13 protein-coding genes and 2 tRNA genes are annotated in these 14,564 nt (G+C 68.1%); 4 read left to right on the top strand and 11 right to left on the bottom strand.

Annotation, left to right across the window (positions count from 1 at the left end; all coding sequences use genetic code 11):
- Positions 1 to 15: 15 nt before the first annotated feature.
- Together A6B37_RS17850 and A6B37_RS17845 are read right to left on the bottom strand one after the other, a co-directional pair.
- A complete protein-coding gene (locus A6B37_RS17850; RefSeq protein WP_102774283.1) occupies positions 16 to 1,470 on the bottom strand; it encodes an aldehyde dehydrogenase family protein in 1,455 nt (484 codons plus the stop codon).
- A 23-nt stretch (positions 1,471 to 1,493) separates the two neighbouring features.
- Positions 1,494 to 3,209: a thiamine pyrophosphate-binding protein gene (locus A6B37_RS17845; RefSeq protein WP_246842509.1), complete on the bottom strand. Its 1,716-nt coding sequence runs from the start codon at positions 3,207 to 3,209 to the stop codon at positions 1,494 to 1,496.
- A 165-nt stretch (positions 3,210 to 3,374) separates the two neighbouring features.
- Between A6B37_RS17845 and A6B37_RS17840 the strand changes: the two genes are divergently transcribed.
- Both A6B37_RS17840 and A6B37_RS17835 read left to right on the top strand, forming a co-directional pair.
- The gene (locus A6B37_RS17840; protein WP_102774281.1) at positions 3,375 to 4,178 is read left to right on the top strand and encodes an SDR family oxidoreductase; all 804 of its coding nucleotides are present in this window, start codon (positions 3,375 to 3,377) and stop codon (positions 4,176 to 4,178) included.
- A gap of 27 nt (positions 4,179 to 4,205) precedes the next feature.
- Complete coding sequence (locus tag A6B37_RS17835) at positions 4,206 to 5,189, top strand: quinone oxidoreductase (protein ID WP_111826505.1); 984 nt, start codon at positions 4,206 to 4,208, stop codon at positions 5,187 to 5,189.
- 248 nt (positions 5,190 to 5,437) lie between these two features.
- On the opposite strand, the gene A6B37_RS17830 is transcribed toward A6B37_RS17835, so the two are convergent.
- The 8 genes from A6B37_RS17830 to A6B37_RS17795 form a co-directional block, all read right to left on the bottom strand.
- Positions 5,438 to 5,522 (bottom strand) — tRNA-Leu (locus A6B37_RS17830).
- A 120-nt stretch (positions 5,523 to 5,642) separates the two neighbouring features.
- Positions 5,643 to 6,632 carry a tripartite tricarboxylate transporter substrate binding protein gene (locus A6B37_RS17825; RefSeq protein ID WP_102774279.1) on the bottom strand — a complete coding sequence of 330 codons (990 nt, stop codon included), beginning with the start codon at positions 6,630 to 6,632 and terminating at the stop codon, positions 5,643 to 5,645.
- A gap of 78 nt (positions 6,633 to 6,710) precedes the next feature.
- A complete protein-coding gene (locus A6B37_RS17820) occupies positions 6,711 to 7,886 on the bottom strand; it encodes an alpha-hydroxy acid oxidase (protein ID WP_102774278.1) in 1,176 nt (391 codons plus the stop codon).
- Complete coding sequence (locus tag A6B37_RS17815) at positions 7,883 to 9,280, bottom strand: VOC family protein (protein WP_111826504.1); 1,398 nt, start codon at positions 9,278 to 9,280, stop codon at positions 7,883 to 7,885. The genes A6B37_RS17820 and A6B37_RS17815 overlap by 4 nt, the downstream gene beginning before the upstream one ends.
- Before the next feature lie 94 nt (positions 9,281 to 9,374).
- Positions 9,375 to 10,271 (bottom strand): LysR substrate-binding domain-containing protein, encoded by an 897-nt coding sequence (locus tag A6B37_RS17810; RefSeq protein WP_111826503.1) that lies wholly within the window; start codon positions 10,269 to 10,271, stop codon positions 9,375 to 9,377.
- 133 nt (positions 10,272 to 10,404) lie between these two features.
- Positions 10,405 to 10,884: a preprotein translocase subunit SecG gene (gene secG / locus A6B37_RS17805; protein ID WP_102774275.1), complete on the bottom strand. Its 480-nt coding sequence runs from the start codon at positions 10,882 to 10,884 to the stop codon at positions 10,405 to 10,407.
- A 21-nt stretch (positions 10,885 to 10,905) separates the two neighbouring features.
- Positions 10,906 to 11,652, bottom strand: coding sequence for a triose-phosphate isomerase (gene tpiA / locus A6B37_RS17800; protein ID WP_111826502.1), 747 nt, complete (start codon positions 11,650 to 11,652; stop codon positions 10,906 to 10,908).
- Positions 11,653 to 11,776: 124 nt separating this feature from the next.
- Positions 11,777 to 12,754 carry an NAD(P)H-quinone oxidoreductase gene (locus A6B37_RS17795; RefSeq protein ID WP_102774273.1) on the bottom strand — a complete coding sequence of 326 codons (978 nt, stop codon included), beginning with the start codon at positions 12,752 to 12,754 and terminating at the stop codon, positions 11,777 to 11,779.
- Between the two features lie 151 nt (positions 12,755 to 12,905).
- Between A6B37_RS17795 and A6B37_RS17790 the strand changes: the two genes are divergently transcribed.
- Positions 12,906 to 12,993 (top strand) — tRNA-Ser (locus A6B37_RS17790).
- 182 nt (positions 12,994 to 13,175) lie between these two features.
- A complete protein-coding gene (locus A6B37_RS17785) occupies positions 13,176 to 13,613 on the top strand; it encodes a universal stress protein (RefSeq protein ID WP_102774272.1) in 438 nt (145 codons plus the stop codon).
- A gap of 6 nt (positions 13,614 to 13,619) precedes the next feature.
- Here A6B37_RS17785 and A6B37_RS17780 read toward each other — a convergent pair whose 3' ends face one another.
- Complete coding sequence (locus tag A6B37_RS17780) at positions 13,620 to 14,540, bottom strand: hydroxymethylglutaryl-CoA lyase (protein ID WP_102774271.1); 921 nt, start codon at positions 14,538 to 14,540, stop codon at positions 13,620 to 13,622.
- Positions 14,541 to 14,564: the final 24 nt, after the last annotated feature.

The raw sequence follows: 14,564 nt of genomic DNA, 5'->3' as shown, positions 1-14,564 counted from the left end.
GCGCGGCGACCGGCTTCAGGCGGACGTGTACGCCGTCTTGATGACGGTATAGAAGTCCACCGCATACTGGCCCTGTTCGCGCGGTCCGTAAGAGGAAGCCTTGCGTCCGCCGAACGGCAAGTGGTAGTCCAGACCGCTGGTCGCCTGGTTGACCTTGACGATGCCGGCCTGGGCCTGCCGCTTGAATTGGGACGCGTGGCGCAGGCTGGTGGTGCAGATGCCGGCGGCGAGGCCGAATTCCGTGTCGTTGGCGAGATGGAGCGCTTCCTCGAAATCGCGGGCCCGCGTGACGGAAGCGACGGGACCGAAGATCTCTTCGCGGGCGATCCGCATGGATGGGTCGACCTCGCTGAACAGGGCGGGCTGCAGGTAGAAGCCCGGCGTGTCCCGTTCCAGGCGCTCCCCGCCCCAGACCAGGCGGGCGCCTTCCTTGCGGCCGATGTCGATGTACGACAGGTCGACGTCGAGCTGCTTGCGGTCCACGACCGGACCGATATGCGAGTCGGCCCGCAAGGCATGGCCGATCCTGAGCGTTTCCAGCCGCCTGGCGACGCCCTGCACGAAACGGTCGTGGATGCCCTCTGTCACGATGAAGCGGGACGATGCCGTGCAGCGCTGGCCCGTGCTGAAGAACGCGCCCTGCACGGCGCATTCCACCGCGACGTCGAGGTCCGCGTCGTCCAGGATGACCAGCGGATTCTTGCCGCCCATCTCCAGTTGCATGCGTTTCATGGACGGGCCGGCCACGCAGTCGGCCGCGATGCGGCGGCCCGTGGGAACCGAACCGGTAAAGCTGATCGCGTCGACCTCGGGATGCGAGCACAACACGCTGCCGATCTGGCTTCCGGGGCCCATCACCAGATTGAGCACGCCATCCGGCAAGCCGGCGCGGTGCAGGATGTCCACGAGCGCCCAGGCCGAGGCCGGCACCAGATCCGCCGGCTTGAACACCACGGTATTGCCATAGGCCAGCGCCGGCGCGATCTTCCAGGCGGGGATGGCGATGGGGAAATTCCAAGGCGAGATCACGCCCACCACGCCCAGGGGCTCCCGGGTGACTTCGGTGTCGCTACCCGGCTGCAGGCCGGGCAGGCGGTCACCGCGTATACGCAGCGCCTCGCCCGCCATGAAGGACAGCACGCTCGCCGCGCGCGCCACCTCGCCTATGCCCTCGGGCAGCGTCTTGCCCTCCTCGCTGGAAAGCAAACGCCCCAACTCCTCCCTGCGCGACTGCAGCTCATGGGCCGCGCGAGCGAGGATGTCATGGCGCAGTTGCGGGGAACTGCCAGACCATGCCGGGAAGGCGGCGCGCGCCGCCTCCACGGCATGTTGCGCGTCGGCCGCGCCGCCGCGCGCGTACAGGCCGACGATCTCCCGCGTGTCCGATGGGTTGACGTTCTGCGTGACGTCGGCCGCATCGCACCATTCGCCTCCGATCAGGTTGCGATGCGCCGCTTTTGCTGTATCCATGGCGGTGTTCTCCGTGCTTGGGTTCAGACGCGGCCGCGGCCGGCGGCCAGCGCGGATTCGCGCACCTGCGAGAGCGTGAAAGCGGGGCTGATGGCCTCCGGGTCGATCACGCAATGCAGGATGGCGGGCTGGCCGCAGGCCAGCGCGCGCTCGAAGGCGGGGGCGAAATCCTCCGTTTTCTCGACGCGCTCTCCGTGCCCGCCGAAGGCGCGGGCATAGGCGGCGAAGTCGGGGTTGCGCAGCGCCGTGGCGCTGACGCGGCCGGGATACTCTCGTTCCTGGTGCATGCGTATCGTCCCGTACATGCCGTTGTCCACCACGATGACGATGATCGGCAGCCCGTATTGCACGGCCGTCGCGAATTCCTGGCCGTTCATCAGGAAACAGCCGTCCCCGGCGAACGCGACCACGGTCTTGTGCGGGAACACGCGTTTTGCGCCCACTGCGGCCGGAACGCCATAGCCCATCGAGCCGGAGGTCGGCGCCAGCTGGGTGCCGAATGCGTCGAAGCGGTAGAAGCGGTGAATCCAGGTGGCATAGTTGCCGGCGCCGTTGCATACGATGGCGTCCTGCGGCAGCACCTTGTTGAGATGCTCCATCACCCTGGACATCTGCAACGCGCCCGGAGTCGCCACTGGCTCGGTGCTGCGCCATGTCTCGTAGATGGTGCGCAGCCTGGCGGCATATTCCGCGCGGGATTTCGAGGCCGGCAGCGGCTTGGCGGCCAGCGCCTCGACAAATGCCGAGGGGGTCGCGCAGATGCCGAGCGTGGGCGCGTAGACGCGGCCAAGCTCGGCTGCATCGGGGAAGACGTGGATGAGCTTTTGCCTCGGAACGGGAATGTCGAGCAGGGTATAGCCCTGGCTGGGCGTCTCGGACATCCGGCTGCCGACCAGGAGAATGAGATCGGCCTGCTTGACCTGTTCGACCAGGGCCGGATTGGGCCCGAAGCCGAGATCGCCGACGAATGATTCGTTGCTGGTTGGAAAAAGCATCTGGCGGCGCAGCGAAACGGTCACCGGCAGGCGCGAGTCGCGCGCCCACTGCGCGAAACGGCTTACCGCCTCGGCGGTCCAGCGGGTGCCGCCGAGCACCACCAGGGGCCGGCTGGCCTGGGCCAGGAGCGCCAGCGCGGCGGCCACCTGCCCGGCGCCGGGATAGGCTTGCGTTTCCTGGGCCGGCTGCGCATCCGCGCATTCGACCCGGTCGACGAGCATGTCCTCGGGCAGCGCGACCAGAACCGGCCCGGGCCGGCCCGACATGGCCGTGTGGACCGCACGCGACACGATCTCTGGTATGCGGCGGGCGTCGTCGATCTCGGTGGCCCACTTCGCGAAATGGCTGAATGCGGCGCGGTAGTCCAGCTCCTGGAGCGCACCGCGCTCGCGCACGCCGCGTTCTATCTGGCCGACGAAAACCAGCACGGGAGTGGAATCGTGCGAAGCGATATGGATTCCAGGCGTCGCGTTCGCGGCTCCCGGCCCCCGCGTCACGAAGCAGGCGGCGGGCCGGCCGGTCAGCTTGCCATGCGCCTCGGCCATCATCATGGCGCCGCCTTCCTGGCGGCATACCGTCACGTTGATGTCGGCATCGTGCAATGCGTCCAGCACCGCAAGATAGCTTTCGCCCGGAACGCAGAAGACGTGTTCGATTCCGTGGATGCGAAGCTGGTCGACCAGGATCTGGCCGCCGGTGCGGGGCCGCGACATCGGGACGGGGGCTGTATGCGTTGCGCTCATTGCTTCTCGGATGGTTGCGTAGATGGAGAGGGGTGAATTTTCGGTTTTCATCATAATAATGAAAGTAAAATTTCACAAGCAGCAAAATTTATTTTGATAAATAATGCGCGTACCGGCGTCGCATGCAAAGTGCCGCCTTGTCGCACAAAGGAAATGGAGGAGACGATGGACCTCGGTATTTCAGGAAAGAGAGCGTTGGTGTGCGCCGCGAGCAAGGGACTGGGCTACGCCTGCGCCCAGGCCTTGGCGCGGGCCGGCGTGCATCTGGTGATCGTGGCGCGCAACGAGCCCCCGCTCCAGGCCGCGGCCGGGCATCTGAGATCGTTGGGGCCGGTAAGCGTGGAGGCCGTCGCCGCCGACATCACGACCCCGGAAGGGCGCGCGGACGCGCTTGCAGCCGCCGCCCGGCTGCCCGGCGGCGCACGGGGGGAATTCGACATACTCGTGACGAACGCGGGAGGCCCGCCCGCGGGCGATTTCCGTGATTGGGACGACGCGGCCTGGCACCGCGCGCTCGACGCCAACATGCTCACCCCGATCGCGCTGATGCGCGAGACGCTGGATGGCATGATGTCGCGCGGCTGGGGGCGGATCTGCAATATCACCAGCACGGCGGTAAAGGCCCCCAGCCCTTATCTGGGCCTGTCCAACGGGGCGCGCAGCGGCCTTACCGGCTTTGTGGCGGGGCTGGCGCGCCAGGTCGCGGGCAGCGGCGTCACCATCAACAACCTGTTGCCCGGCACGTTCGATACGGACCGGCTCAGGTCCAATCTGGCCGCGGGCGCCGCTCAGGCGGCGATGGAACTGGAGGCCTACATCGCCAAGCGCCTGGACGCCATTCCCGCGCGGCGCTTTGGACACGCGGAGGAGTTCGGGGCCGCCTGCGCCTTTCTTTGCAGCCGGCAGGCCGCCTACATTACGGCGCAGAATCTGCTGATTGACGGCGGCGCCTATCCCGGCACCCTGTAACCCCTTCATCGAACAAGAGGAAAATCCATGACTTCAGCCATCGTCATGCGCACCACCGGAGGCCCGGATGTCCTGCAGTGGGAACCCATCGAAGTCGCCGAGCCGCAGGCGCATGAAGTGCTGCTGCGCCATACCGCCGTCGGCGTGAACTATCACGACGCGTATGTGCGCTCGGGTCTTTACAAGACCCTGGCCCTGCCGGGTATTCCGGGCATCGAGGCGGCCGGCGTCGTCGTAGCGGCCGGAAGGGACGTACGGGATTTCAAGCCGGGGGACCGCGTCGCCTATGTCACCCGGCAATATGGCGCCTATTCCGAACGGCGCGCCATCGCCGCGGATCTCCTGGTGCCGCTGCCGGACGGCGTGTCCGACATCACGGCCGCGTCTTCGTTGCTCAAGGGCCTGACCGCGCAGATGCTGGTCCAGCGCGTGTATGCCGTACAGGAAGGCGATTGGGTGCTGGTGCATGCGGCGGCGGGCGGGGTCGGGACGCTGCTGTGCCAGTGGGCGCGGCACCTGGGAGCCAATGTGATCGGCACGGTGGGCTCCGCGGAGAAGGTGCCGCTGGCGCTGGCGGCCGGCTGCCATTCGGTGGTGCGCTACCGCGACGAGGACTTCGTGGCGCGCGTGCGCGAGATCACCGGGAACGCCGGCGTCCAGGTCGCGTACGACGCGGTGGGCAAGGACACGTTCTTCGGCTCGATGGAATGCCTGGCGCCCTTCGGGCATCTCGCGAACTACGGCCAGGCGTCGGGCGCCGTGCCCGCCTTCGAAGTATCGATGCTCTTTCCGAAATCCAATTCGCTTTCCCGGCCCAGTGTCTTCCAGCACGTGCGAACGCCCGCGCTGCTGCGCGATGCTGCCCGGCGCTACTTTGCCGCGTGCCAGGAAGGCGCCCTGGACATTCCGGAAAGCCAGGAACTGCCGCTGCGCGATGCGGCCCGGGCGCACGCCATGTTGGAGGACCGCTCCCGCCTCAGGTCGCTGGTGTTGCGCGTGGACGGAAACTGAGCGGCGAGGGGCGGCCTGCGCCGGCGTCTGTCAGGAGGAGGATCGGTCGCGGCAGTGTGGCGCGCATCGTGGAAGGCGAAGTGCGATGAGCTTTCGCCATCTTCTGGATGCTTGGCATGCGTGGGGATTGCCTGGGACTGTTGCCTGCGAAAACTTGATTTTCTGCAGTCAACGGATCTAGGCCCTATCCTGCAACCCGTTGAAATTGAACGTTATTGATTATATGAGTTCAACGGATTCTAAATGCTTGGTGCCGACGGCGAGACTCGAACTCGCACAGCTTTCGCCACTACCCCCTCAAGATAGCGTGTCTACCAATTTCACCACGTCGGCTGGGGTTTCCAGAAAATCATAACTTCCTGGAAAGTCGAGCATTCTACCACGCAAATTGCGATTCGGGGGAAACGGCCGGTTCTTTGTCGTCCGGCCCGCTCCCGCCGAGCAGCACCAATTCTAGTTGATCTGCAGGTTCGTCGCCTTGACGACTTCGTCCCATTTGCGGGTTTCGCTTTCCATGAAGGCCTTGAACGCCTGCGGCGTGTTGGGCGGCGGGGGCATCAGAAAGCCGTTGTTCTGGTAGCTGGCCGCCAGCGCGGGGTCGGATGCCAGGGCCTTGTTGATGGCGGTATTGACCTTCTGCACGATGTCCGCCGGGGTGCCGGCGGGCGCGAATACGCCGAACCAGGCCGCCACGTCGAAGCCGGCCACGCCGGATTCGGCGATGGTGGGGATTTCGGGCGCGAACGGCACGCGGCTGCCGGTGGTGACGGCCAGGCCGGTGAGCTTGCCGGCGCGCACGTGCGGCAGCAGCGGCGGCAGGTTGTCGAAGATGGAATCGACCTGTCCGCCCAGCAGGTCGGCCACCGCCGGGCCGCTGCCGCGATACGGCACGTGCAGGATGTCGATGCCGGTCTTCATCTTGAAGAGCTCGCAGCCCAGGTGCGCGGACGAGCCGTTGCCGGGCGAGGCGCAGGTCAGCTTGCCGGGATGCTTTTTGGCGTAATCGATGTATTCCTGCACGGTCTTGACGGGCACGGCGGCGTTGACGGCCAGGATGTTGGGCACCACATTCAGCAGCGCGACGGCGTCCAGGTCCTTGAGCGCGTCGAACGACATCTTGGAGTACAGGGACTGGTTGATGGCGGTCGAGATGGACCCCACGAACAAGGTGTAGCCGTCGGCGGGCGCGCGCACCACCGACTCGGCGCCGATGTTGCTGTTGGCGCCAGGCTTGTTCTCGACCACGAAAGTCTGGCCGAACTCCTTGCCCAGCACGTCGGCGATCATGCGGGCGCTGATGTCGGTGGTGCCGCCGGGGGCATAGCCCACGACCAGCCGCACCGGCTTGGACGGATAGGCATCGGCCTGGGCGTGGGCCGGCGCCGACGCGAAGCAGGCGAGCGCCGCCGCGGCGGCGGCCAGTCTGGTATGGATCTTCTTCATGTTTCCTCCTGTCGAAAGCGGATCGGCGCGCCCCGGGCGGGCGCGGCCGTTTTTATCGTTGTGGGGGCTGGCGGCGGCCTATGCCGGGCTGGCCGGCCGTATCGGCGCGATCAGATCCGGCGTGACGTCGGCCAGGCTGCTGCAGCCCAGCAGCGCCAGGTCGGTCGAGATTTCGCTGCGGAAAATCGCGGCCACCTTGCGGATGCCGGCCTGGCCGCCGACCGCCGCCCCGAAAAGCTGCGGCCTGCCGGTGAACACCATGCGCGCGCCCAGGGCCACCGCCTTGAGCACGTCCGAGCCGCGGCGGAATCCGCCGTCGACCATGACCGGAAATCCGGGCGGCACCGCCGCCACGATCTCGGGCAGCGCCTGCAGCGGCGAAATGCAGCCGTCCAGCTGGCGGCCGCCGTGGTTGGAGACGATGACGCCGTCGGCGCCGGCCGCGCAGGCCTGGCGCGCGTCGTCGGGATGCATCACGCCCTTGAGCACCAGCTTGCCCGGCCAGTTCTCGCGAATCCAGCGGATGTGCTCCCACGACAGCTTGTCGCGTTCGCCGCGAAAGCCGTTGGGCGGGTCCTGCGTGATGGGCGGGCCGATCTCCTCGTAAAGATTCGAGAAGCGCGGCACGCCGCTGCCCAGCAGCGTGCGCATGAAGACGTTCAGGCTCCAGCGCGGATGCCGCAGGCCGTCGAGCACCACGCTGGCGCTCATCTTGAAAGGCACGGTGAAGGCCAGGCGCTGCAGGTTCTCGCGGTTCGCGCCTACGCAGGTGTCGATGGTGACCACCAGCACCGGGATCTCGGCCTGGCGCAGGCGGCCCAACAGCCTGCCGATGCGTTCGGTGTTGCCCGGCAGATAGGCCTGGTACCAGCAGCGCTTGCCCGTGGCCTGCTGCAGGCGTTCCAGCGGCACGCTGGAAGCGCCGCTGATGATGAACGGAATCTCGGCGTGCTGCGCGGCCTGCGCCAGCGCCAGGTCGCACTCGTGCATGACGATGGCGGAGAATCCGGTGGGCGCGAAACCCACCGGCATGGCGTAGGTCTGCCCGTAGAGTTCGACCTTGCTGTTGCGCTGGTCCACCACGCGCAGCCCCCGCGGCCGGAATCCGACGTCGCCCAGGGCGCGCACCGACTCGGCCAGCGAAGCGCCGTCCTCGGTGCCGCCGCAGACGTAGCCTTCGACGCAGCGCGGCATGATGCGCCGCGCCTCGCGCTCGAAGTCGCGCACCGACAGGCAGCGGTCCAGCCGGCTCATGCTACCGCCGGCTCGCCGGCCTGTACGCCCAGCGCCTGCAGACAGGCCGCCAGCGAGCGGTCCTGCGTGTCCTGGTAGAGCGCCAGCTCGTCCAGCACCGGCGCGCCCAGCGCCTGCTCGAAAGCGGCCTGGCTGGCGTTCTGCGCGTATTCGGCCTGGCCCTTGTCGCCTAGGTTCGACTGGAAGATGCCGGCGGCGCTGACCGGCAGGAAGTCTTCGTACACCAGCGGCTCGTAGCGGATGTACCCCTGCTCGATCAGCGCTTGCGCGTCGGCGCTGGCCGGCGCGCCCGTCTTGCCGGTCAGGTAGTAGCGGAAATACGCCAGGCCCTGGGCATGCAGTTCCGAGTAGTCGTCCGGAAACGCGGCGAAGCAGTCCTGCAGGTTCTGCATGTAGGCGGCGGCATTGCTTTCGTTGGTCGCGCCCGGATTGCGGCTGCGCGCCAGGTCCAGCAGGTGGTCGTACAGCGCGCGGCCCTTGCGCGTGAGCGCGACGCCGCGCTGTTCGATCTCGCCGAAGCGGGCCGTATGGCTGCCGGGCGCGGCGCGGCCGTCGGCGCCGATGAAGCTGACGGCTTCCTCCAGCGCCTTGAAGCTGGTCTGGCGCAGCAGGATCGGGCACTTGCGCGGCGGCGGGCCTTCGATCACGGCCTTGGCGGCCACGCCGCGGCGCGGCATCTCGGCCTGGGCTTCGTCGATGTCCAGCGTGCGCGGCGTCAGGTGGTTGATGTGCGGGCCCTTGAAGGCCACCACGTCGGCGATCAGGCGGTGCTGGCCATGCAGCTCCTGGTAGTCCTGCAGGCTGACGGTGGCTTCGCCGTGCCAGCGGAACGTGTGCAGGGCTTCGGCCACGAATTCCCGTGCGCAGGCCTCGTCCAGGCCGCCCTCGGCTTCGAAGCGCGCGGCCAGTTCCAGCGCCCGCGGGGTGAAGATGCGGCGCGCCGCCAGGATGCGTGCGGCCTTCTCGCGCAGCGCGGCGTCGTCGATCAATTCCAGGCGCAGCAGCGAGGTGAAGACGCGGAACGGGCTGGCCTGCAGCGCCTGCTCGTGGGTGGCGCGAAACGCGGTGGAGTGCACCGGCACGCCGGCCGGCGACAGGTCGTAATAGCCCACGGGCTGCATGCCCATCACGGCGAACACGCGGCGCATATTGGACAGCTCTTCGGCCGTGCCCACGCGGATGGCGCCATGGCGCTCGATGTCCAGGCGCTCGATCTCGCCCGTGCGCGCCAGCTGTGCGGCCAGTTCGGGCTGCTCGGCGAGGGTCTTGGCGTTGACCTGGGCGACCAGGTCCAGCAGCGTGTCATACAGGGGCACTTCCGACTTGTACATGTCGGACATGGCGCGGGAGAACCAGGCGCGGATCTGGTCGGGGCTGACGAAATTCTGATTCATGGCGGGCTTGGCGCATCGGTAGACAAGGCCCGCATGAAATCATGCCGCGCCGCCGCAATCAAATGAAAAAATTCGGCTTAATCAGTCCATTTTTTCATGGACGGCGCGCGGCTTCCTGCTCGACCCAGGCGACGAACTGCTTGATCTTCGGCACCTCGGCCGAATGCTCGGAATAGGCGACGAAATACGCGCCGTCGCTGGGCTGCACGTAGCCCCACGGGATCACCAGCTTGCCGGCCTGCAGCTCTTCCTCGGCCAGCAGGCGCGGGGTCAGCGCGATGCCGCAGCCGCTTTCGGCGGCGCGCACGCACATGTAGAAAGTGTCGAAGCGCGGCCCGTGGTAGCTGCGGTCGGACTGGAACTGCTGGTGCGAGAAATAGTCGTGCCAGGCCTCGGGCCGCGAGGCGCACTGGATCAGTTCCTGCGTGCTCAGCGCTTCCAGGCTGTCGACCCGGTCGCCCGGCAGGAAGCCGGGCGCGCAGACCGGCACCACTTCGGCCTCGAACAATTCGCGGCACTGGGCGCCGGGCAAGGTGCCGTGGCCGAAGAAGAACGAAATGTCGATCTTGGCCTGCATCAGGTCGAACGGCCGGGTCTCGCTGCGGACCTTGACCTGGATGTCCGGATGCGCGGCCATGAAGCGCTTGAGGCGCGGGATCAGCCAGCGCGCGCCGAAGGTCGGCTGGGTGCCAATGGTGAGGACCTGCGTCTCGCTGCCGTAGGTCAGGATGTAGCGCGAGGACATGTCCACCTGGTTCAGGATGGCCCGGACCTCGGACTGGTACAGCGCGCCCGCCGGCGTCAACTGCAGGCGCCGCCGCACCCGCAGGAACAGCGGGTTGCGCAGCAGCGCCTCGAGTTGCGCGATCTGTTTGCTGATCGCGCTCTGGGTCATGTGCAGTTCCTCGGCGGCGCGCGTGAAGCTCATGTGCCGCGCCACCGCCTCGAAACACTGCAGCGCCATCATCGATGGCATCAAACGCTTTTCCATGGAGGCCGATCCGAAAATACCTGTGCCGGCGGCCCGCGCGCGTCCACGCCGGCCGCCGCCCACGCGCATTATCGCAGGCCCGGCGCGCCCATGAAAAAGGCCGGCTTGCGCCGGCCCCGTGGACTGCTGTGGCTTACTTCGCCGGCGTTTCGGCCGGCTTGTCGCCGGCGGCCGGAGCCGGCGCGGCGGGCGCGGGGGTGGCCGGAGCCGCCGGCACCGACGGCACCGAGGCGTCGGGCTTGGCCGGGGCGGCGGGCACCGAGGCGGCGCCCGGCACGGACGAGGCCGGCGCCGACGAACCCGGCACCTGGGGCACCGAACGGTCGGCCGGGTAGCTTTGCATCACGCCCGAATCGACGCCGGGAGCGGCCGAGCCCTGGTGGCTGAAGTAGGCCAGGCCGGCGGTGGACGCGAAGAACACGACGGCGGCCCACTTGGTCGCGCGCGACAGGAAGTTCGCGGCGCCGGTGGCGCCGAACAGGCTGCCGGCCGAGCCGCTGCCGAAGGCGGACCCCATGTCGGCGCCTTTGCCCTGCTGCAGCAGGACCAGGACGATGATAGCCAGCGCCGAGATCACTTGGACGGCCAGCAGAAGTTTGAACGTGATGGGCATTACAGACTCCGGAGCGGAAACTTAGATGGCGGCGATACGCAAAAATTCTTCGGCCACGAGCGACGCGCCGCCGACCAGGGCCCCGTCGATATCAGTCATGGCGAACAGACTGCCGGCGTTGGCAGCTTTGACGCTGCCGCCGTACAACACTTGCACCTGCTCCGCGCCCAGCGCGCGCAGCGAGGCGCGGATGGCGCCGTGGACTTCCTGGGCCTGCTCGGGGCTGGCGCTGCGGCCCGTGCCGATGGCCCAGACCGGTTCATAGGCCAGCACCATGCGCGACACGGCGTCGGCACCCAGGGCCAGCACCGGCTTGAGCTGGCGCTCGATCACGGCCAGGGTATTGCCGGCGTCGCGGTCGGCCAGCGATTCGCCGACGCAGACCACCGGCGTCAGGCCGGCGGCCAGGGCGGCCTGGGCCTTGGCGGCCACCGCTTCGTCGGTTTCACCGTGCAGCACGCGGCGCTCGGAATGGCCGGCCAGCGCCCAGCGGCAGCCGAATTCCTTCAGCATGGGGCCGGACACCTCGCCGGTATAGGCGCCCTTTTCGTGCGCGCTGACGTCCTGCGCCCCCCAGGACACACTGCTTCCGGTCAGGGCCGATGCGGCTTGCGCCAGGTACGGAAACGGCACGCAGACGCCGATTTCGCAGTGGCTCGCAGCATCCGCGGCGCGCAGCTCGGTCAGCAACGCAGCGTTCTCGGCCAGGTTACCGTGCATCTTCCAGTTGCCCAGCACGAGGCGGGCGCGGTTTTCGACTGAAGTCATGGCGTAGTGTCTAGAGAGGATGCGGGCGGCGAAAAGCGCCCACGGGCCTGCCTGGAAATAATTCCAGGCGAAACCCGTGATTGTATCCTGTTGCGGGGCGCTACGCCGAGAGGCCCCGCGATTCTTACATCGTCAGAATGATTTTGCCGATGTTTTCGCCGCTTTCCATCATGGCGTGGGCCCGGGCGGCCTCGGCCAGCGGGAAGGTCGCGTGCACGATGGGCTTAATGTCCCCTTTTTCCAGCAGCGGCCAGGCGCGTTCGCGCAGCGCGCGGGCGATGGCGCCCTTGAAGGCGACCGGCCGCGGACGCAGGGTCGAACCGGTGATGGTCAGGCGGCGGCGCATGACCTGGGCCGTGTCCACCTCGGCGCGGGCCCCGCCCAGCTGGGCGATGATGACGATGCGTCCATCGTCGGCCAGGCACTGCATGTCGCGGGCGATGTAGTCGCCGGCCACCATGTCCAGGATCACGTCCACGCCGCGCCCGCCATTGGCCTCCAGCACTTCCTTGACGAAGTCCTGGGTCTTGTAGTTGATCCCCAGCGTGGCGCCCAGGGCTTCCACGGCGCGGGCGCGCTCGTCGCTGCCGACCGTGGCGTAGACCTTGTGGCCCAGCGCGCGGGCAAGCTGGATCGCCGTGGTGCCGATGCCGCTGGCGCCGCCATGCACCAGCAGGCTCTCGCCCTCGGACAGCCGGCCGCGGTCGAACACGTTGCTCCAGACCGTGAAATAGGTTTCCGGCAGGCCCGCGGCCTCGATATCGGACAGGCCCTTGGGGATGGGCAGGCATTGCGCCGCGGGCGCGACGCAGTATTCCGCGTAGCCGCCGCCGGCCACCAGCGCGCAGACGCGGTCGCCCACGGCCAGGCCGCTGCCGGCGACGTCGCCGCCGACGATCTCGCCGGCCACTTCCAGGCCGGGCAGGTCGGAGGCGCCGGGGGGCGGCGCGTAGTTGCCCTTGCGCTGGAACACGTCCGGGCGGTTGACCCCGGCCGCGCTGACCTTGATCAGGACTTCACCCGCGCCGGCTTGCGGCGTGGGACGCTCCACGGGGACCAGGACCTCGGGGCCGCCCGGGCGGGAGATTTCTACGGCGTGCATCGCGTGCCTCCTTCCTTTGCATCAAATGGATTATTATTGCGCCCTTTGCTGCGGATCGCGTCCGCCTCGGCCCGATTGTTTGCCAGATGGTCGAATCGCCGCAAGATTTGCCGCACAATACTGTGCCGCACAATGCGCGGCAAAGCCCCCCGGAAGCGTGGCAGAGTGGTCGATTGCACCGGTCTTGAAAACCGGCAACGGGCAACCGTTCGTGAGTTCGAATCTCACCGCTTCCGCCAACACAGGAAATCAAGCCCTTGCGTGCGCAAGGGCTTTTTTTCGTCCCCGCGCGGCATCCGCGGCGCCGGCCCGGTTCGCCGGAATGCGCCGCAAGGCGTAGTATGACGATAGCTGTCGCTGTTCACGCTCCTGCGGAGGGCTCCCGGACCGGCGCGCCCTCCCCCACTCCAGGGAGGTTGTCATGTACAAGCACATACTCATCCCCATCGACGGCTCCGCGCTGTCCTTCTCCGGACTGGAGCAAGGACTGGGCATGGCCCGCGCGCTGGGCGCGCAAGTCACGGTGCTGACGGTCTACAGCCCCTTCCATACCATTTCCATGGAAGCCGTGCAGCTGCAGGGCGTGCGCACGGAGTACGAGCGCCACGCGCGCGACCTGGCCCAGTCGTACCTGTCGCAGGCCGCGGCCAAGGCGCAGGCCGCCGGCGTGGCCTGCACGACCGAAATGCGCGAGAGCAACAGCCCCTACCAGGCCATCATCGACCTGGCGATGACCCAGGGCTGCGACCTGATCGCCATGTCCTCGCGCGGCCACGGCGCCATGGCCGCCATGCTGCTGGGCAGCGAAACGCAGAAGGTGCTGGCGCACTCCACGCTGCCGGTGCTGGTGTATCGCTGAGGCCTGTCAGGCCGCCGCCCGGAAGGTCTTGGGAATCCCGGCGGCGGCCACGCCGCTGCGCAGGCTTTCCTGCGGCAGCGCCTCGGCCAGCAGGGGACGCGCGGCCAATAGCCGCGGCAGGTCGATGCCGGTGCCATAGCCCATGCTTTCCAGCATGAACACCAGGTCCTCGGTGACGATGTTGCCTGACGCGCCGGGCGCGAACGGGCAGCCGCCCAGCCCGCCCAGGCAGGCGTCGAAGCTGCGGATGCCTTCGTTCAGGCCGGCCAGCGCATTGGCCAGCCCCAGCCCCATCGTGTCGTGCAGGTGCAGCTTGGTCAGGCGCGCGCCCACGGCGTCCTGGGCGGCGCGCACCGCGTCGCGGACCTGGGCGGGATGAGCGTAGCCCACCGTGTCGGCCAAGGCGATCTCGTCGGCGCCGGCGCGGGCCGCGGCCGCCGCCACCCGGGCCACCCGCGGCAGCGGCACCGCGCCCTCCAGCGAGCAACCGAAGGCGGTGGCCACGGCCGCGTCGATGCGCATGGGCCGGCCCTGGGCGCGGACCCAGTCGACGATGGCCGCCAGCGCCTCCAGCTGCGCGTCGGTGCTCTTGCCCACGTTGGCGCGGCTGTGCGTGTCGCTGACCGAGACGGGAAACGACAGCACGTGCGCGCCGGCCTCGTAGGCGGCGATGGCTCCCTTGAGGTTGCAGGCCAGCGCACAGACCGTCAGCCCCTCCACCTTGAGCGCTTCAGGCAGGATGGCGCCGGTGTCGGCCATCTGCGGCACCAGCCGCGGCGACACGAAACTGCCCACCTCGATCTCGCGCAGCCCGGCCTCGGCCAACTGCCTTATCCAGCGCAGCTTGTCGGCGGCGGACATCATGCCCCTGGCCATCTGCAGCCCGTCGCGCGGGCCCACTTCGCAAAGCCTGACTTCCTGGTTCATATGCGGCGTCCTGTGGTCTGAAGC

The sequence above is a fragment of the Achromobacter sp. HZ01 genome (assembly GCF_003267925.1).
Lineage (GTDB): Bacteria > Pseudomonadota > Gammaproteobacteria > Burkholderiales > Burkholderiaceae_B > Achromobacter > Achromobacter pulmonis_A.
The sequence above is the reverse complement of the archived record's forward strand: the minus strand, read 5'-3'. Positions and strand labels throughout refer to the sequence as shown.